This is a genomic window from Pseudomonas batumici (assembly GCF_036585405.1).
Classification (GTDB): domain Bacteria; phylum Pseudomonadota; class Gammaproteobacteria; order Pseudomonadales; family Pseudomonadaceae; genus Aquipseudomonas; species Aquipseudomonas batumici.
In genome coordinates this window covers 895,848-912,819 of the sequence record NZ_CP144470.1, presented here as the reverse complement: position 1 = coordinate 912,819, position 16,972 = coordinate 895,848, and the positions used below count along the sequence as shown (strand labels likewise).

General features: G+C 61.0%; 14 protein-coding genes and 2 pseudogenes. 7 read left to right on the top strand and 9 right to left on the bottom strand.

All coding sequences use genetic code 11. The features are described 5' to 3' along the window. Positions 1-29: 29 nt before the first annotated feature. A pseudogene (locus NUH87_RS03695) lies at positions 30-529 on the bottom strand ((R)-mandelonitrile lyase). Positions 530-957: 428 nt separating this feature from the next. Then, positions 958-1,449: a GNAT family N-acetyltransferase gene (locus NUH87_RS03690; protein WP_338524771.1), complete on the bottom strand. Its 492-nt coding sequence runs from the start codon at positions 1,447-1,449 to the stop codon at positions 958-960. A gap of 174 nt (positions 1,450-1,623) precedes the next feature. Between NUH87_RS03690 and NUH87_RS03685 the strand changes: the two genes are divergently transcribed. From NUH87_RS03685 to NUH87_RS03670, 4 genes are all read left to right on the top strand, one after another. Then, the gene (locus NUH87_RS03685) at positions 1,624-2,055 is read left to right on the top strand and encodes a hypothetical protein (RefSeq protein WP_040067080.1); all 432 of its coding nucleotides are present in this window, start codon (positions 1,624-1,626) and stop codon (positions 2,053-2,055) included. Positions 2,056-2,122: 67 nt separating this feature from the next. After that, positions 2,123-2,554, top strand: a complete 432-nt coding sequence (locus NUH87_RS03680) for a hypothetical protein (protein WP_338524770.1) — start codon at positions 2,123-2,125, stop codon at positions 2,552-2,554. 37 nt (positions 2,555-2,591) lie between these two features. After that, positions 2,592-3,569 (top strand): alpha/beta hydrolase family protein, encoded by a 978-nt coding sequence (locus NUH87_RS03675; protein WP_338524769.1) that lies wholly within the window; start codon positions 2,592-2,594, stop codon positions 3,567-3,569. Between the two features lie 157 nt (positions 3,570-3,726). Beyond that, entirely contained in the window at positions 3,727-4,332 is a 606-nt protein-coding gene (locus tag NUH87_RS03670; RefSeq protein ID WP_338524768.1) for a hypothetical protein, read from the top strand. A gap of 391 nt (positions 4,333-4,723) precedes the next feature. On the opposite strand, the gene NUH87_RS03665 is transcribed toward NUH87_RS03670, so the two are convergent. After that, positions 4,724-6,436, bottom strand: coding sequence for an amidase (locus tag NUH87_RS03665; RefSeq protein WP_338526719.1), 1,713 nt, complete (start codon positions 6,434-6,436; stop codon positions 4,724-4,726). Positions 6,437-6,916: 480 nt separating this feature from the next. Then, positions 6,917-7,171 (bottom strand): annotated as a pseudogene (locus NUH87_RS03660) (NAD(P)-binding domain-containing protein); the annotation flags it as partial. A gap of 99 nt (positions 7,172-7,270) precedes the next feature. Here NUH87_RS03660 and NUH87_RS03655 point away from each other — a divergent pair. Both NUH87_RS03655 and NUH87_RS03650 read left to right on the top strand, forming a co-directional pair. Then, positions 7,271-8,176: a LysR family transcriptional regulator gene (locus NUH87_RS03655; protein WP_338524767.1), complete on the top strand. Its 906-nt coding sequence runs from the start codon at positions 7,271-7,273 to the stop codon at positions 8,174-8,176. 39 nt (positions 8,177-8,215) lie between these two features. After that, on the top strand, positions 8,216-8,923 hold the full coding sequence (locus tag NUH87_RS03650) for a polyphenol oxidase family protein (RefSeq protein ID WP_338524766.1): 708 nt from the start codon (positions 8,216-8,218) through the stop codon (positions 8,921-8,923). A 46-nt stretch (positions 8,924-8,969) separates the two neighbouring features. Here NUH87_RS03650 and NUH87_RS03645 read toward each other — a convergent pair whose 3' ends face one another. The 4 genes from NUH87_RS03645 to NUH87_RS03630 all read right to left on the bottom strand — a co-directional run bounded on the left by NUH87_RS03645 (position 8,970) and on the right by NUH87_RS03630 (position 14,041). After that, positions 8,970-10,148, bottom strand: coding sequence for a cystathionine gamma-synthase (locus tag NUH87_RS03645; RefSeq protein WP_338524765.1), 1,179 nt, complete (start codon positions 10,146-10,148; stop codon positions 8,970-8,972). Further along, on the bottom strand, positions 10,145-11,521 hold the full coding sequence (locus NUH87_RS03640; protein ID WP_338524764.1) for a cystathionine beta-synthase: 1,377 nt from the start codon (positions 11,519-11,521) through the stop codon (positions 10,145-10,147). Before NUH87_RS03640 ends, NUH87_RS03645 begins: the two co-directional genes overlap by 4 nt. Before the next feature lie 137 nt (positions 11,522-11,658). Then, positions 11,659-13,254 (bottom strand): rhomboid family intramembrane serine protease, encoded by a 1,596-nt coding sequence (locus NUH87_RS03635; protein WP_338524763.1) that lies wholly within the window; start codon positions 13,252-13,254, stop codon positions 11,659-11,661. A gap of 82 nt (positions 13,255-13,336) precedes the next feature. After that, entirely contained in the window at positions 13,337-14,041 is a 705-nt protein-coding gene (locus NUH87_RS03630) for a murein L,D-transpeptidase catalytic domain family protein (RefSeq protein ID WP_338524762.1), read from the bottom strand. Between the two features lie 142 nt (positions 14,042-14,183). Here NUH87_RS03630 and NUH87_RS03625 point away from each other — a divergent pair, with 142 nt between their 5' ends. Next, complete coding sequence (locus tag NUH87_RS03625) at positions 14,184-15,794, top strand: L,D-transpeptidase family protein (protein WP_338524761.1); 1,611 nt, start codon at positions 14,184-14,186, stop codon at positions 15,792-15,794. Positions 15,795-15,836: 42 nt separating this feature from the next. Here the strand turns inward: NUH87_RS03625 and NUH87_RS03620 are convergent, their stop codons facing one another. Beyond that, the gene (locus NUH87_RS03620) at positions 15,837-16,961 is read right to left on the bottom strand and encodes an agmatine deiminase family protein (RefSeq protein ID WP_338524760.1); all 1,125 of its coding nucleotides are present in this window, start codon (positions 16,959-16,961) and stop codon (positions 15,837-15,839) included. Positions 16,962-16,972: the final 11 nt, after the last annotated feature.

The window sequence follows — 16,972 nt, the reverse complement described above, 5'->3', positions numbered from 1 at the left end:
GGCCGATAGAGCGCGCTCGACACATCCCGTTACTTCATCTGCATGCCTTGCGCGGGCAATTCGTTTTTGTACTGTGCATCTGAGACCTTCTCCTCCCAGGTGACGGTTTTCCCATCTTCGGCTTCGGTTATTGCGATGTGGGTCATGCCGGTGGTGGCCGTAGCCCCATGCCAGTGGCGTACGTGTGGCGGGATCCAGACGATGTCGCCCGGTCGGATTTCCTGACGTGGTCCGCCTTCTTGCTGCACATAGCCAACGCCGGCAGTGACGATGAGTGTCTGCCCGAGCGGATGGGTATGCCAGGCCGTGCGCGCACCGGGTTCGAAGGTCACCGTGCCTCCGCGGATGCGAGCCGGAACGTCACCCTTGAACAGGCCGTCGACACGGACTGAGCCCGTGAAATTTTCTTCAGCGCCTTTAACGGAGGGCTGGGAGCCTGCGCTGCTGATCCGGATCTGGTTGAGGGCTGGGCGCAGGTTTCTCCAGACAAGAGCGATAAGGCAACAAGTGGGGCGATCAGCGGGTTCATCGAAGGAGCTCCTATAAGGTGGTGGGCTGCCACAAGGCTGCCCGGTGCGCGGAGCAGCTGGTGTTGGAGGGGATGATGGTTTTACCGGTCAGGTCGCTGTCGATAAAAAACAGGATGAGGCTGCACTCAGTGCACGTCGGCTTGGTGCAGTACCGTTGTGAAAACAGTAAGCGAGCTAACGGGTGGGGACTAGACTGGTAAATCGGCAAGGGTTCATGAGGTGTATTCATCAGTCTGGTCGTGGCGCGTGAATCCGCAGGAACTGGAATGTCCGCCCCCTAGGTAGACTCATGAGCTCAGCTCACTTCCCCTAGCGCAATTATGGGATTTATTGATAGGCCAGCAATTGGCGCTGCGGCAGGGGAGTCGAGGTCGCCTTTCATCCGAGGCTGAACGCGGCGACCCGCCTCCGGAGACAGGACCTCAAGTCACGAAACGCTTTTCGCCATTTCAGAAGTCGCCGCCCAGCCCAGCCCTTCATACACCGGTTTGCCGGCCTTGGTCGCGTGTAGCACGGCAAAACTCATTCCTCGTTGGGCAAACTCGGCTTCAGCCAACTTCATCAGGGCTGAAGCCAGGCCCCGGCGCCGGTAAGCGGGTTCGACGAAAACGTTTAGCACATAGCCGCGCTGGTCCAAGGTCGGATGGGATGGATGAGGTGGCCAGTCGATATTCATCAGACCTATCGCAGCCACAGGTTGACCTCTGTCCATCAGTGCAAAACCGTAGTAGCGGCCATCGGATAGGCGCTGCTGCAGCCAGGGCCGGAAGTGTTCGGTCATCACCCGTAACTCCGCCGGATCTCCTCCCGCCTCAAGGAACATCGCTTCGCGGTGCAAGCAGATGATCTCACGGTCATCCGGCCCTAGCCGACGGGCCGCCAAGCCTGAAAAATCGATGTCGCCGGGAATCTCTTTCATCGTATGCACCTGAACGGAGCGGTTGATGCTAGGGCGGCCAAGAGAAGAATGTTAGACACAGATTGCATAAAGGCACGCCATACAGCGACCATGGGTGAAGATCCGTCTCTCTCCGGCTAGCGGTACGATTCGCGATGCACAGGATGCAGAGCGAACTCCAGGAAGGAATCATTCATGGCTACTGAATACAATCTGGCGTTTATGATCGCTGCAGCACTCAATGCACTGGCGGCGGTGCACCATATCGGCACTATCCTTGTGGGGCCGACGTGGTATCGGCTTTTCGGTGCGAGGGAGCGTTTCGCCCGCGCGGCCGAGGTCGGAAGAGCTTTCCCGGCCGTGGTGACGAGCGCTATTGCCCTGGTCCTGCTGGTCGGGGTGGCCTATGCCCTGGCGGGGGCTGGCGTGATCAGCCCCTTGCCGCTGCTGCGTCCAGCGTTGTGCGCTATTACCGTGATCTACCTGCTGCGTGGCTTGGCGGGCGCCTTTATGCTGGCAGGCAGTGGACGAAGCAACCGGTTCGTTGTGATCACTTCAGTCGCTTATATAGGTTATGGCGTCACCCATTTGGTGGGGCTGGTTCAGATGTGGGGGAGGCTTGCCTAGTCCTTGGCAAGCCGACATCCAGGCTCGTTAAAGGCAGTCACTTATCTCAAGGAGAGGGGAATGATTCATGGCTGATGAATACAATCTGGCGCTGATGGTCGCGGCAGTGCTCAATGCACTGGCGGCTGCGCTACATGTCGGTGTCATCCTTGTGGGGGCTGCGTGGTACCGACTTTTCGGCGCGGGCGAACGCTTCGCCCGCGCGGCGGAGGCGGGAAAAGTTTTCCCGGCCGCGGTGACCAGCCTCATCGCGTTGGTCCTGCTGGTTTGGGCGGCCTATGCTTTGGCGGGGGCTACGGTGATTGACCCATTGCCGCTGCTGCGCCCAGCGTTGTGCGCTATTACAGTGATCTACCTGCTGCGTGGCTTGGCGGGCGCCTTTATGCTGGCCGACACTGGCCGCAGCAACAGGTTCATTGTGATCAGTTCGCTAGTTTGCATAGGTTTTGGTGTCGTCCATTTGGTAGGGCTGGTTCAGATGTGGGAGAGGCTTGCCTAGTCCTTGGCAAGCCGCAATTCATGGAAGGGAAAACAACATGTTCGCTTATGGAAACTACCTAAGAAAACTCACCTTGGCGGTATCGCTCTGCTTGTCTGCGGTGACGGCGCAGGCAGCCGGAATAAAGATGGTTCAGATTCCATCCGATGCCAACGGTCCGGCCTTGAAGGCCATTATGTGGACACCCTGCGCTGAGGCTGCACAGGAAGTGCCGATAGGGCCCTTTGTTTTGATGGGGCGGCGCGATTGTCCGACCGTGGGTGACAAACGCCCCCTGGTGGTGATTTCCCATGGCCACGGTGGCTCTTTCCTTGGCCATCATGACCTTGCCGAGACACTGGCCGATGCTGGCTTCATCGTGGCGGCCATCAACCATCCGGGGGATACCTTTTCCGATATGAGCCACGCGGACGATCTTTCCGCATTCGTTGAACGTCCGACCGATATCAAGCGCTTGATCGATTACATGCTGGGCGCCGCACCGGACGCCGCCAGGATCGATCCGCAACGGATAGGATTCTTTGGGTTTTCACGCGGTGGCTACACAGGTCTCGTACTGGCCGGCGGTAACCCGGACTTCCTCAACGCCAATATCCCTTGTCCGGATCTGGCACTGCCCATTTGCCAACAACTGCGCAACAAAGAGATCCCCACCCAGCCGTTGACCCGTGATGCACGGATCAAGGCCTTTGTCTTGGCGGATCCGTTCAACGCGTTTCCCAGCCCAGTCAACCTGACGAATGTGAAAGCACCGATTCAGATTTGGGCTTCGCAGTTTGGCGGCGATGGCGTGCTACCTGAAACCCTTCCCGCACTCGCCAACGCACTGCCCCAGAAACCGCAGTTCCACCTTGTTCCCGACGCCGCGCATTTTGCCTTTCTCGCCCCGTGTCCCGCGCCGTTGAAGCAGGAGGCGCCGGAGCTCTGCGTCGATGCCAAGGGATTCGACCGCGTTGCCGTTCACAAACAGCTTAACGAAAGGGCGCTTGAGTTTTTTGAAGCGCATGTCCGTTAAGCGTCAACGCGGTCTGAACCCCGAGTCTCGACAGGTGAATCCGGATGCCTGTTGCCAGCCGCCAATATTGGTCGTGGGCGATCATAACAATGCTTGATGGCAAGCTATGCTTGCAGCGGGTTGTCTCGTTTGCTGCAGACTAAGGGAAGGGCAAGTCATGGCCAGGTATCTCGGCGTTTATGCATCAGCGCTACTGTTTTGCGTCTCACCTGTTGTGCACTCTGCTTCTGACTGCAGGGGGAGCGTCCAGAAGATCATTCTCAACCCGCTAAAGTCCGCTACCAAGTCCCAGACCGGATACGTGCTTGCAGACAATACCTTTGTCATCTGGGCTGGCGGCAGCGTCAACCTCGACGGTTTGCGAACGGCCTACCATCGAGATGATCAAAAGGGCGGGGGAGTCGATCTGCTTTGCAACGCAGGTAGAGCGTACCCGGCTGAAGGTGCGAGCTATGAAGGGGCCGGCAAAGGAAACTGTCCTCGCTTCATGAAAGACTACGAGCGTATCCGCCACGCCGGGTGGAAGGACCCTAAGGTGGGAGCGATCAACTGGTATGGATTCAGGGCAGAAGGCGACGTCACTGTCCAAGGTCACAAGGTTGAAGATGTAGTCCCTGTGGAACAGTTGGACGGCAGCGGGTTTTATGTTTCAACGACGAGCCTGATGGATACCAAGAACCACCGGGATCCAAGAGATCAAGCACGATATCTCGATGCCGAAACCATTCCGTTTGGAGTCATTCCAGGTAACTCCCCGAGCTGAAGAAACTGGGGATCTCGATCGGCAGCTTTGGTGTAGCCATCTACCCATCCAAGAACAAAGCTTCTACTTTCGTTGTGGGAGACTCAGGAGGTCGTATTGGCGAGGCCTCGTATGCTTTGAGCCGGGATATCAGTGGCTTACCTCCTCAAAAGGCTACAGCAAAGAACGCCAATCTTGGGCACCTCGACAGTGGCGTCCTCTGGCTGTTCTTCACGAATAGCAAGGGGATCGCTAAGCCCCCCTACAGTGGAGAGTCCGTCCGAACGGCGGCTGCGGAGGCGTTCAAGGTTTGGGGTGGTGAGGAGCGGCTTGCCAAGTGCGTGGGAAACTCTGCAGTTCCAATCGGGAGGGATTGAAGCCTGCACGGCCCCAATCCCACCCTGGCGGCTATTTATTTGCCTGCCACCAATGCCGGAGTGCTCGGCGGTATCAAGCGCTTCGCCCCGGTCGACTCAAACGCCGAAGCCAGGTGAAGCAGCGCTGAATCGTCATACGCACGACCGGCAAAGGTCAGGCCGACAGGCATGCCGATATCCGCCATGACACCCATCGGCACCGTGACCGTGGGTACACCCAGGTGGCGGATGGCGAGGTTGCCGTTGGCGACCCAGATGCCGTTGCTCCAGGCGATATCCGCCGACTGCGGATTGATATCGGCATCCGCCGGGCCGACGTCGGCCACCGTCGGGAAGAGCACTGCGTCGAGCCCCAGGCGATCCATCCACTCCTCAAGGTCGATGCGCCGGGTCTGTTCAAGCCCGCGCAGCCCGTCCGGCACGGTGCTGATCTCGTTCCACGGGGTTATGCCGCGCTCGGCCATCCGCACGTATTCGTCCATGCCGGCGGCCAGGTCGCCTTCGCGGTTGGGCAGGGTGCCCGGGTCGTGCGGGAAAATCTTCGGTCCGTCCACATCCGCCAGACGGTTCAACTTGGGATCGCCGTTGGCCCGCAGGAAATCATCGAAAGCCCAGGCCGACAGATCCCACAACTCATGATGCAGGAACTCCTTGGACACCAGGCCACGGGTAAACACCGTCGGCGTACCCGGGCGATCACCCTCGCAATTGGAGACCAGCGGGAAATCGACCTCGACCACCTCGGCACCCGCCGCTTCGAGCGCCTTGCGCGCGGCTTCCCAGAGATCGATCACGGAAGCACGGGTGTTGATTCGCTGCCCGGTCGGACCACCGATCCCAGGTGCTTCGCTGGTGCCGGCTTCGGGATCGGCGTTGATGAACATGCGCGGCACACCGAAGCGCTTGCCGGCGAGCGCATCGCTGCCGGCGGCCAGCGCACCGTAGGACGCGGGACGCACCGAGGTCACGCTCGGAATCGGCACCCAGGGTTGCATCCGCCACAGATCGCCACGGGTATCGGGATCTTCCGCCACCACCACGTCGAGCACTTCGAGCAGGTCGGCCATGGTCCTGGCATAGGGCACCACAACGTCCATGGTCGGGGTCAACGGCCAGTTGCCGCGTACCGAGATCACGCCACGGGAAGGGGTGTAGGCACACAAGCCATTGTTCGAGGCCGGCCCGCGCCCGCTCGACCAGGTTTCTTCCGCGAGGCCGAAGGCCGCGAAACTGGCGGCGGTTGCCGTCCCCGCGCCGTTCGATGAACCGGAGGCAAAGGGAGCGGTGAGGTAGTCGGCGTTGTACGGGCTCTCCGCCCGGCCGTAGACCCCGCGCTGCATGCCGCCGTTGGCCATGGGCGGCATATTGGTCTTGCCCAGGCAGATGGCGCCGGCGGCACGCAGCCGTTCGATGGTGAACGCGTCGCGATAAGCGATCAGCTTGGCGAAGGCGGGGCTGCCGGAGGCAGCGGTGAGCCCCTTGACCAGATAACTGTCCTTGGCCGTATAGGGAATGCCATCGAGTGGCCCCAGTGTCTCGCCCTTGGCCCGGCGGGCATCGGAGGCTTGCGCTTCCTGGAGTGCCTCGGGGTTGCGAACGACTACCGCGTTGAGGGCGGTGGGTGTATCGGGGCCGTCGTAGGCATCGATCCTGGCGAGATAGGCCTGGACCAGCTCGACCGCCGTGGTCTGGCCGGATTCGAGCGCAGCGCGCAGCTGGGCAATGGAAACTTCGGTGACTTCGATCATGTTGTTATCTTGAAATGGAGGGTCATATCGGTTCTTGCTGCTCTGTGTTCTCTCGATCCGGCGGGGGGATATTCCGCGGCGCCACGATCCCTCGGGCAGCTCGACCTGCCGCTGGGCTGCCGCCAGGGCAACCTTCAGTCCCTCTTTATCCAAGGGTATGCAGTAGGCGGGTTTGGCCCGCTCGAATCGCCAGCTTTCATCAAGGCTACCAGCATCAACCGCATCGAATCCAATCTCGTCCAATAATTTGATCACCAGCGCCTTGGCGACCGGATCATCCGCGGCGATCGGCAGTGCACGGCGGTCGGGGGCCTCTTTCGGGCGCGAGTGTTGCCCCAGGTCCTGAGCGAGGATGGCGTTGAACACCTTGACCACTCTGGCATGGGGCAGATGCTCGGCGAGCAGGCGGCTGGTGGTGGTTTCGAATCGGTCCAGAGCGAGAATCCGGCCGTCTCGTTCCGGGTAGTAGTTGTTGGCATCCAGGACGATTTTGCCCTCCAGCCACTGGGCCGGCACGCTGCGGTAATGGGCCAGGGGGATTGCCATGAGCACCATGTCGCCAAAGCGTGCCGCTTCCTCCACGGTGCCGACCTGGCTGGAGGGGATGCCGCTGAGCACGCTACTCATGGTCTTTGGGCCGCGTGAGTTGCTGAGCATCGCCTCATGTCCCGCCGCTATCACTAATTGCGCCACTGCGCGCCCGATAAAACCCGCTCCGATAATACCTATGCGCATGTCCTTTCTCCGCTGATTGGTAGGAGAGGCTATGATGATTAGCAATCAATGGGGGATAAATCGCTATTCAAGACTTAGTCTTGTTACCAGGAGTGTTGAATGTTGGATCGCCTTACGGGCATGAGTGCTTTTGTGATGGCTGCGGAATCGGGCTCCTATGCCAACGCCGCGGAACGCTTGGGCATGTCGCCGCAAATGGTGGCCAAACACGTTGCCGCCCTTGAGCACAGGCTGGGCGCGCGGTTGCTGAACCGTACGACCCGCCGGCAGAGCCTGACGGAACTGGGGAGTGCCTACTATGAGCGCTGCAAGCATATTTTGAGTGAAGCCCAGGCGGCCGACTCCCTGGCGCAGATTATGAACGATACCCCGCGCGGCAAACTGAAAGTCACGGCGCCCGTGACCTTCGGCTCCTGTAGCCTCATGCCCTTCGTGACGGACTTTTTGCGTCACCACCCCGAGGTGGAAATCGATCTGCATTTGACGGACCGCTTCGTCGATCTGGTGGAGGAGGGGTATGAAGTGGCTTTTCGGATCGGCCCCTTGGCCAATTCGAGTTTGACCGCCAGGCCGTTGGCCCCTTATCGGCTGCTGGCCTGTGCGGCGCCGATCTATCTGGCTGAGCGCGGGACGCCACAAACACCCGCTGATCTCGAAAGCCACGAATGCCTGGGGTATGCCTATTGGTCCCGTCCGGCCGACCGCGAATGGCAGTTCTGCAAAGACTCCGTCGTTTACAAGGTCCCCGTCGCCAGTCGTTTGCAGGTCAACGAGAGCAAGGCACTGCTGTCAGCCGCGCTTGATGGGTTTGGCATTGTCCTGGGTTCCGAAGACTTTCTTGAGCCGGCACTGCGCAGTGGCGAGTTGGTGCGGCTGTTGGCGGATTTCGAAGCGCCGAGCCGACCCATGAATTTGCTCTATATGGCCAATCGTCAGAGAACCGCCAAACTCCGACGTTTTATCGATGCGGCGCTCAGCCACTTTGGTGGGTTTGAGCAGGCTTGATGGAAAGCGCATGAATTTATTATATCGAGGTGACGCTTCGTGTATTTTTCTGAAAAATTATCGGCAATCACTCATATTGAACACGGCTTTGGGACTACAACGAAAGACGGTTTACCGGATAATGCGTTTTACCTGCACCAAACACACTCCAACAAGGTGGTTGAGGCCGGCATCAACGATGAGTCGGGAAAGATCGCCGCTGATGCGGTCTTTACAAAGTCTTCGAGACCCATTGCAGTCATGACTGCGGACTGTCTCCCGGTTCTGGTGAGTTCTACTACCACTCCTTTTGTCGCAGCGATTCATGCCGGTTGGAAAGGCTTGTCCACTGGCATTATAAAGAACGTTTTCAGTGCTTTTTCCCTGGCTGGAGTTGATAAGAGCAGTTTGAGGGTCGCCCTGGGTCCCTGCATCATGGAATGCTGCTATGAGGTGCAGCTGCAGATGATCCGTGACATAGAGTCTATTCAGGGGGCGCTGTGGGCTGGCCAGCAGCCCCCATGGTTTTCCAGCCGGCCAGCCCATAATGCGAACTCTGCCGTTGCCACCCATGGGGAAGCCTGGTTAAGCCTTTCCAAGTATTGCAACTTTCTTTTGATGGCCGAGGGTATAAACCCTGATCAAATCGACGAGGCCGCTATTTGCACCTATTGTTCAAACCTCGGACTGGGAAGCTACAGGCGGCGACAGCATCAATCAGAGCCCAAGACTTTCCAGTACTCGTGGATTCGCTCTCTATTATCGTGATCGATCGAAGACCGCTTTGCCTGAAAGGCGGCCTTCGATCCTTGGTTCAGATCCGCGCCAATGCCTGCGCCAGATCCGTGCGCAGGTCTTCGACATCCTCGACGCCCACCGACAGGCGCACCAGTCCATCGCCGATGCCAAGTTGCGCGCGGGTCTGCGCGGGGATGCTGGCATGGGTCATGATCGCCGGGTGTTCGATCAGGCTTTCCACGCCGCCCAGGCTCTCGGCCAAGGCGAAGATCCGCACATTTTCCAGGAAGCGCTTGGTACCGGCCAGGTCGCTTTTCAGGTCCACCGAAATCATCCCGCCGAAGCCACGCATCTGCCGGCGCGCCAGTTCGTGCTGCGGGTGTGACGGCAGGCCCGGATAGTAGACGCGTGCGACCTGCGGTTGACGCTCCAGCCAGGTCGCCAGCTCCAGGGCATTGCTGCAATGGCGCTCCATGCGTAGCGCCAGGGTCTTCACCCCGCGCAGGGTGAGGAACGCATCAAATGGCCCGGCAATGGCACCCACCGAGTTTTGCAGAAAGCCCAAGCGCTCGGCGAGTTCGGTGTTTTGCCCGACCACCGCAATGCCACCGATCACGTCGGAGTGGCCGTTGAGGTATTTGGTCGTCGAGTGCACCACGATGTCGAAGCCCAGCTCCAGCGGGCGCTGGATCCAGGGGCTGGCAAAGGTGTTGTCGGCGACACAGAGGATGCCGCGGTCGCGGCAGAGGCGGGCGACCGCGGCGAGATCGGTGAGGCTCAGCAGGGGATTGCTCGGCGTCTCGACCCAGACCATTCGCGTATCGTCCTGCAGCGCCGCCTCGAAGGCGCCGAGGTCGCTCAGGTCGACGTAGCTGAAGCGATGCCCGGCACTGCGCTGGCGCACCTTGTCGAACAGGCGGAAGGTGCCGCCGTACAGGTCATTGCCGGAGACCACATGGGCACCTGCGTCGAGCAATTCGAGCACGGTGGAAATCGCCGCCAGTCCGGAGGCAAAGGCAAAGGCCCGGGTCCCGCCTTCGAGGTCCGCCACGCAGCGCTCCAGGGCAAACCGCGTCGGGTTGTGCGAGCGCCCGTAGTCGAAGCCCTTGTGCACGCCGGGGCTCTCTTGCAGGTAGGTGGAGTTGGCGTAGATCGGCGGCATCAGCGCCCCGGTGCTCGGGTCCGGCGACTGCCCGGCATGAATGACACGGGTGGAGAAGGCGCGGGGGGCTGCGGACTTGTCGTGTTGACTCATGCGAGGGATCTCCGTAAGTGATTGAGCAGGTCGACGCGGGTAATCAGGCCGTGAAAGCCCGAGGCGTCGGCGATGATTGCCACCAGCCCGCGATCCAGCTCGGCCTGCAGTTCAGCCAAGCTGGCCGTGGGGGCCAGGGTTTGCAGTTTGTCGGTCATGACGCTGGCCACGCTCAGGCGAAAGTGCGTCGCGTCGTCATGCATGCCCAGCAGGATATCGGACTCGTCGATCACCCCCACCAGCCGCTGGCCGTCCACCAGCACCGGCAGTTGCGACACGTCCGCCAGGCGCATGCGCTGGAAGGCGGTGAGCAGGGTGTCGTCCGGCCCCACGCTGATCACCCGGCCATCTTCGAAACGCCGCGCGATCAGGTCACGCAGGTCGCCGTAGTGCTTGTACTGCAGCAGGCCCTGGTCGTTCATCCACTGGTCGTTGTAGACCTTGGACAGGTAACGGGTGCCGGTGTCGCAGACGAAGGTGACGACCCGCTTGGGCTCGGTTTGCTCGCGGCAGTAGCGTAGCGCCGCGGCCAGCAAGGTCCCGGTCGAAGAACCGCCGAGAATGCCTTCGGCGCGCAGCAGTTGGCGGGCATGGTCGAAGCTTTCTTCGTCGCTGATCGAGTAGGCCTTGCGTACGCTGGACAGGTCGGCAATCGACGGGATGAAGTCTTCGCCGATGCCTTCCACCGCCCAGGAGCCGGCCGTACCGATGGTGCCGTTGCGGCTGTATTCGGCAACCACCGAGCCGAGCGGGTCGGCCAGCACCATCTCCAGGTCCGGTTGCACCCGTTGAAAGAAACGGGTCAGCCCAGTCAGAGTGCCGGCCGAACCGACGCCGACGACGATGGCGTCCACATCGTGTTGGGTCTGCGCCCAGATCTCTGGCGCCGTGCTGGTCTCGTGGGCCAGCGGGTTGGCTGGGTTGTTGAACTGATCGGCGAAGAACGCATCGGGAATATCCCGTGCCAGGCGCGCGGCGACGTCCTGGTAGTACTCGGGATGGCCCTTGCCGACATCGGAGCGGGTGATATGCACCTCGGCACCCATGGCCTTGAGGTGCAGGACCTTTTCGGAAGACATCTTGTCGGGCACCACCAGCACCACCCGGTAGCCCTTGGCCCGGCCCACCAGCGCCAGGCCCAGACCGGTGTTGCCGGCGGTGGCTTCGACAATAGTCGCGCCGGGTCGCAGGCGCCCATCGCGCTCGGCCGCGTCGATCATCGCCAGGCCGATGCGATCCTTGATCGAACCGCCGGGGTTCTGGCATTCAAGTTTGAGGAACAACGTGCACGGGCCGGTATCGAAACGGCTGACGCGCACCAGCGGCGTATTGCCGATCAGTTCGAGTACGGCGGGGCGGGAGTTGTTCGGCATGTCGTCACCTCGTTACGGGCAGTTCGTATTGGATGGACAGCGGGTCAGGGCAGTGGGTTGCAGATAAAATGCATCGCTTGGAACATAGGCCGGTATTGCACCGGCTGCAACCGCAGGGGGGGTAATTGAGGGGGCGGCTAGTGGAGCCCATGCTGCTTGACCGCCGCGGCGATTCGCTGAAGCACGGCGATCTGCTCCATCGAATCGCTCTTGAGTGTCTTGACCTCGGCCAGCAGTGCCGGATCCGGCGTGGGGCCTTTCCCGATCATGAGGGCTGTCAGGCGACACATTTTCCGGCTGTCATCGAAGTAGCGCAGCATGGCTGATCTTACTGCGATTTGTGGTGAGTTGGCGGGTAGGTGGGATCTGTCAACGGCGGTATACAGCTGGTCCCATTGCGGGGCGACCTCTTGCGAGATGATGTCGGCTAACACTGCTCTTTTGACTGGCGTATCGGTAGGCTTTTGCAGGAGTATGGCCATCGCTTTCATTGCCTTTTGCTCGATCGGGCCAAGGCTGAGAACCAGAGTCTTGAATTGCAGCTCTTCACGGACGGCCTCGCTGGAGTGCGCCAACGGGTAAGCCGATGCGATCAGGACGGCGAGTACCAGTGCACAGGAAAACAAGGTGCTTTCGAGCGCCACTTTTGTGCGAGCCGTCGGGTTGAGCGGCCTGGCCAGCGTCAAGCCGAGTAACACACCGCCCAGCAACCCGCCGAGATGCGCGCCGTTATCGATGCCCGGGTGGGTAAAACCGTAGAGCAGGTTGTACCCGATGAGTACCAATATAGAGGCGCGCTGCTGCTGGGCAATCGACTTCGGTAACTCGTGGCGGTACTTCACCACGAACACCAACAATCCACCGAACACCCCGAAAATCGCACCCGACGCACCCGCACTGTTGATCATCGGATGCCACAGCAAACTGACGATACTGCCGGTTACGCCGGCAAAGAGGTACAACATCAGGAATCGCCCGCTTCCATACAGACGCTCCGCCAGCCGGCCGATCTGATACAGCGTGAGCATGTTGAGCATCAGGTGAACCAGACCGAAATGGACGAAGACCGATGTGACCAGGCGCCACCACCCACCTGTCAGGGTTTCAGGCCCGAAGTTCGTACCCCATTTGACGGTCATTGGCATGTTCTGCGCCATGACACCCACACCGCCCGCGCACATCGCCAGATAAACCAGCACGTTGACCGCGATCAGCCCGTAGGTGATCCATGTGATCGGCGCCAGTGTAAGAATCCGTTCGGAGTAGTTGGACAGGGCGATTCGCTCCGCCTCATGGGCAGGCGTTGCTTGCCGGGGGAGCCATTCGAGGATTTCTTGTGCTGCTTTGCGGCTGGAAGCGAACAGGACGGCGTGTTGAGTGCCGGCTGGCGAATGAATGTCGAAATAGACGTACCCTTTGATCGTTCTCACATCAAAGATCTGGCTGCACGGGATGGCCAGTTTCGTTTCGGTGGCACGTTGGAACAGCTTGCGACTCAACTTGATGAGCACTACTTCCTCATCGGTGACGCGAAGCTCTCCTTTCCTGAGCATTGAGCGCAGAACAGTGCCGCGCTGCCCACGCTGAGGCCTGACGGCGAACCGGGCCTTGAACGTTCCTATGAGCTTGCCTCCCGGAATATCCGGGAGTTCTGGGGGGAGGGTGAGGGCTGCCATCGTTGGCTCGATCCGCTCCATGTTCTTGCCCTTCTCGCAAATATTATCGTGCGGCAAAAGGCTATCATCAAAGCAACCGCCACATCATGAAACATGATGTGGCCGAGAATATCGCGCAACGGGCGTAATGCCATGCGGCTCAGCGATGGGCAACCGAGGCCATCTGCTGGGGTTTGCAGTTGAGGTAGGTCGAGGCCTTCAGCCAGTGCTGGTCGGGGTACCAGACAAACATGAACTGGCCGTCCTTGAGCTTGTCGACCACCTGCCGCGCGACTTGCGGGCGTACGGCGGGGCAGCCCTGGCTGCGGCCGAGGCGGCCTTCGCGCCGGCTCCACAGGGGGCTTACGTAGTCGGCCGCGTGAATCACCAGGTCGCGGTCGCGGGCGCGGTCATTGAAGCCCGGTTCCAGGCCGTCCATGCGCAGCGAGTAGCCATGAGTGCCCTCATAACTTTCCTGGGTGCGGAACAGGCCCAGGCTGGATTGATAGCTGCCGAGCTGGTTGGAGAACTGGGTGGCGAAGTTTTCCCCGGATTTCTGTCCGTGGGCGACCAGGTCGCGGAGTACCAGGGTCTTCTTGCGCAGGTCGAAGATCCACAGGCGCCGCGTCGTCGAGGGCAGCGAGTAGTCGATCACCGCCAGGCGTTCGGATTGCTCGAGGCCGGAATTGATGGCGCAATGCACGGCATTCAGCGCACTTTTGAGGACCAGGGGGTTGAGTTCTGGAGCCGCGTGGGCGAGTCTGCGATACAGCGCCTGTTCAGGACCGCCGGCGGCGAGGGTAGAACCGCAGGGCGCGACCAGGGTCAGAATGATCAGGCAGAGTCGATAACCAGAAGCCAGCATGTGAAAAATGCCTCCGCCGTCAGTACAGGCTCGCGCATCCCGTCGGTTTTCGGGCAGCGTGGTCACTGGCGGTTTGAAGGTTTTTCACCTCTGTTGCACCAGTAGACTATCAATGCGACGACCGTGGATTGGAGTCAAGCCGTTGTTCAAAAAACACGCATGTTACTTGAGCCTTTGCCTGCTCGTTACGCCACTGGTCGCGAGGGCGGAGGACCCGCTCAGCGATCCACCCAGCCCTTTGCCGTCGGTCCTGGCGCAGTTGTCGAGCGACTGCCCGGGCCTGGCGGCACAATTGGACGCGCCGGCACAACTGCGCTTGCAGGCGTTTTACCGGCAGCAGAATGAGCTTCCCGTCTGGTCCGCCAGCGGGCGTCTGTCGGCCTTGCGGGCGCAGTTGCAGCTGCTGGCCGATGATGGCCTGGATCCGGCGCGTTACCCGTTGCCCCTGGATACGGGGGCCGACAACGGGCTGTGTAGCGATATCGAGATCAGCCGGCAGTACCTGCAAGCCTTGCAGGACCTGCATTTCGGTCGCCTGCAGCAGGCGCGCTTCGAACCGCTCTGGCAGGCGCAGCCGCCGACACGGGACGTGGACGCCGAGGTCCTGACACTGGCCGCGACGGGGCTGAAGGATATGGCCCGGGCTTTCGATCAGGCCCGGCCGAATACCGAGTTGTACCGAAGCCTGCGTCGCGCCTACGCGGCGCAGCGCCAGCAGCCATTGGCGGATTGGCCGGTGATCGCTGCAGGTCCGTTGCTGCGTCCTGGCATGGAGGACGCGCGGGTACCCGCGTTGGCGCAGCGAATGCTCGCCGAGGGCTATCTGGACAGCCTGCCCGCCGGTCCTGAAAAGACCTACGGCGAGGCGCTGGCTGACGCGGTCATGCACTTCCAGTCAAGGCATTCGCTGCAGGCCGATGGGGTGATCGGGCCGGGTACCCTCACCGAACTGAACATCAGCCCGACGCTACGGCGCGAGCAGTTGCGCATCAACCTCGAACGCTTTCGCTGGCTGGCGCCGGACCTGGAGCCCGATGGGGTGCTGGTCAATGTCGCGGCGGCGCAGTTGAGCGTCTACCACGACGGCGCGCCCGTGTGGCAAACGCGCCTCCAGGTGGGGCGTGCCGACCGGCAGACACCGCTGTTGAAATCGCGGGTCACCCGCATGACCCTGAACCCGACCTGGACCGTGCCACCGACCATCATGCGCGAGGACAAGCTGCCGGCCTTACGCCTGAATCCGACCTACCTGAGCCAGCAGAACCTGCAGGTGCTGGACAGTGAAGGCCATCCGTTGGCGGCGGACGCCGTCGACTGGGAGCGGCCCGGCAATATCCTCCTGCGCCAGGAGGCCGGTCCGAGGAACCCGTTGGGCAAGATCGTCCTGCGTTTCCCCAATCCCTATTCGGTGTACCTGCACGACACGCCCAGCCAGCCGCTGTTTGCCAAGGGCCCTCGGGCCTTCAGCTCGGGCTGTGTGCGGGTCGAGCAGGTGTTGCACCTGCGGGACCTGCTGCTGAGCCCGACCGAGCGCGGCAAGACCGACGAGATGCTGGCCAGCGGAACCACCCGTGAATTCAGGCTGGCTGCGCCGGTACCGATCCTGCTCGGTTACTGGACGGTCCAGGTCGGTAGCGACGGCGCCTTGCTGTATGCCCCGGATATCTATGGGCATGATCCGGTGCTGTTGAAGGCCTTGGGCGCGCGCGTCCAGGCGTTGAGTGCTGCGCAGGCGGAATATAAAGCTCAATGATCTGCTTCTGGCCGATTGCGAGGGTCCCGCTACCGGGTAGATTCAGATCCAGGGCTGCTGATGGGTCACGCAGTGAATGCCACCACCTCCCGCCGCGATAGCGTCGATGTCGAGTTGGACGACCTTGTGCTCCGGATACAACTCGGACAACAGGTCGAAGGCCGCGGTGTCCGCCGTCTTGTCTCCGAACTGTGGAGCGATGATCGCGCCATTGGCGACGAAGTAGTTGATGTAACCTGCGGCAAAGTCCGGGTTGTCCTTGCTGAATCGGCTGTTACGTGGCTTTAGCGGTGGCGACAGCGTATGCACCTGCAACGGGCGACCCTCGGCGTCCCTGGCGTTCCTGAGAATATCCAGATGCGCCAGTGTCACCTTGTGATCGTAGGACTGCGGGTCGGTGTCCTGATTTGCAATCACCACCCCGGGGCTGACAAAGCGGGCGTAGAAATCGACATGGGCGTCGGTGATGTCCTTGCCCCTGATGCCCGGCAGCCAGATGATCTTGCGCAGCCCCAGGCGCGCCTTCAGTTCCTCTTCGACCTCGGCTTTGCTCCAGCCGGGGTTGCGGTTGGGGTTGATCCAGCTGCTTTCGGTCATGATGCCGGTGCCATAGCCGTCGACTTCGATTCCGCCGCCTTCGCCCACCAGTTCGCTGCGCAGATAAGTGGCACCACTGTTCTTCGCCACCAGGGCCGCGACTCGGGCATCTTTGGCGTGCTGCTGCTTGTTGCCCCAGCCATTGAAGTTGAAGCTCACCGCTCCCAGCTCACCGGCTTCGGTGATGACAAAGTTGGCGCCGATATCGCGCATCCAGATGTCGTCCAGTTCGGTGATGACGAAAGTGGTGTTGTCGCTGCCGCACAGTTCTTCGGCCAGGTCTCGTTCGCTTTCGCGGCACAAGACCGTGACCGGCTCGTACTGGGCGAGGGTACGTGCAATCCGGCCGATCGCGGCTTGTACATCGGCGGTAAAGTCTTTCCAGATGGCTGCTTGCGCGCCGAAGGCGACGAACGCACGCTGATGCCTGCCACTCTCGTCGGGCATGAGCCAGCGGCCATTGACGGCGGCCAAGGCCCGGGGGGTGTCAAGGCCCAATCCCATGGAAGCCACCACACCCAGGCTGGCGGCCACTGAAACCTGCTTGATAAATTGGCGACGCGTCGGCATCTGCTGTTCTC

What these genes read in the sequence shown, in the direction of transcription:
- NUH87_RS03640 (WP_338524764.1), bottom strand. Translation starts at nt 11,521, where the DNA reads ATGCCGAACAACTCCCGCCCCGCCGTACTCGAACTGATCGGCAATACG.
- NUH87_RS03685 (WP_040067080.1), top strand. Translation starts at nt 1,624, where the DNA reads ATGGCTACTGAATACAATCTGGCGTTTATGATCGCTGCAGCACTCAAT.
- NUH87_RS03690 (WP_338524771.1), bottom strand. Translation starts at nt 1,449, where the DNA reads ATGAAAGAGATTCCCGGCGACATCGATTTTTCAGGCTTGGCGGCCCGT.
- NUH87_RS03620 (WP_338524760.1), bottom strand. Translation starts at nt 16,961, where the DNA reads ATGCCGACGCGTCGCCAATTTATCAAGCAGGTTTCAGTGGCCGCCAGC.
- NUH87_RS03630 (WP_338524762.1), bottom strand. Translation starts at nt 14,041, where the DNA reads ATGCTGGCTTCTGGTTATCGACTCTGCCTGATCATTCTGACCCTGGTC.
- NUH87_RS03675 (WP_338524769.1), top strand. Translation starts at nt 2,592, where the DNA reads ATGTTCGCTTATGGAAACTACCTAAGAAAACTCACCTTGGCGGTATCG.
- NUH87_RS03670 (WP_338524768.1), top strand. Translation starts at nt 3,727, where the DNA reads ATGGCCAGGTATCTCGGCGTTTATGCATCAGCGCTACTGTTTTGCGTC.
- NUH87_RS03655 (WP_338524767.1), top strand. Translation starts at nt 7,271, where the DNA reads ATGTTGGATCGCCTTACGGGCATGAGTGCTTTTGTGATGGCTGCGGAA.
- NUH87_RS03680 (WP_338524770.1), top strand. Translation starts at nt 2,123, where the DNA reads ATGGCTGATGAATACAATCTGGCGCTGATGGTCGCGGCAGTGCTCAAT.
- NUH87_RS03665 (WP_338526719.1), bottom strand. Translation starts at nt 6,436, where the DNA reads ATGATCGAAGTCACCGAAGTTTCCATTGCCCAGCTGCGCGCTGCGCTC.
- NUH87_RS03645 (WP_338524765.1), bottom strand. Translation starts at nt 10,148, where the DNA reads ATGAGTCAACACGACAAGTCCGCAGCCCCCCGCGCCTTCTCCACCCGT.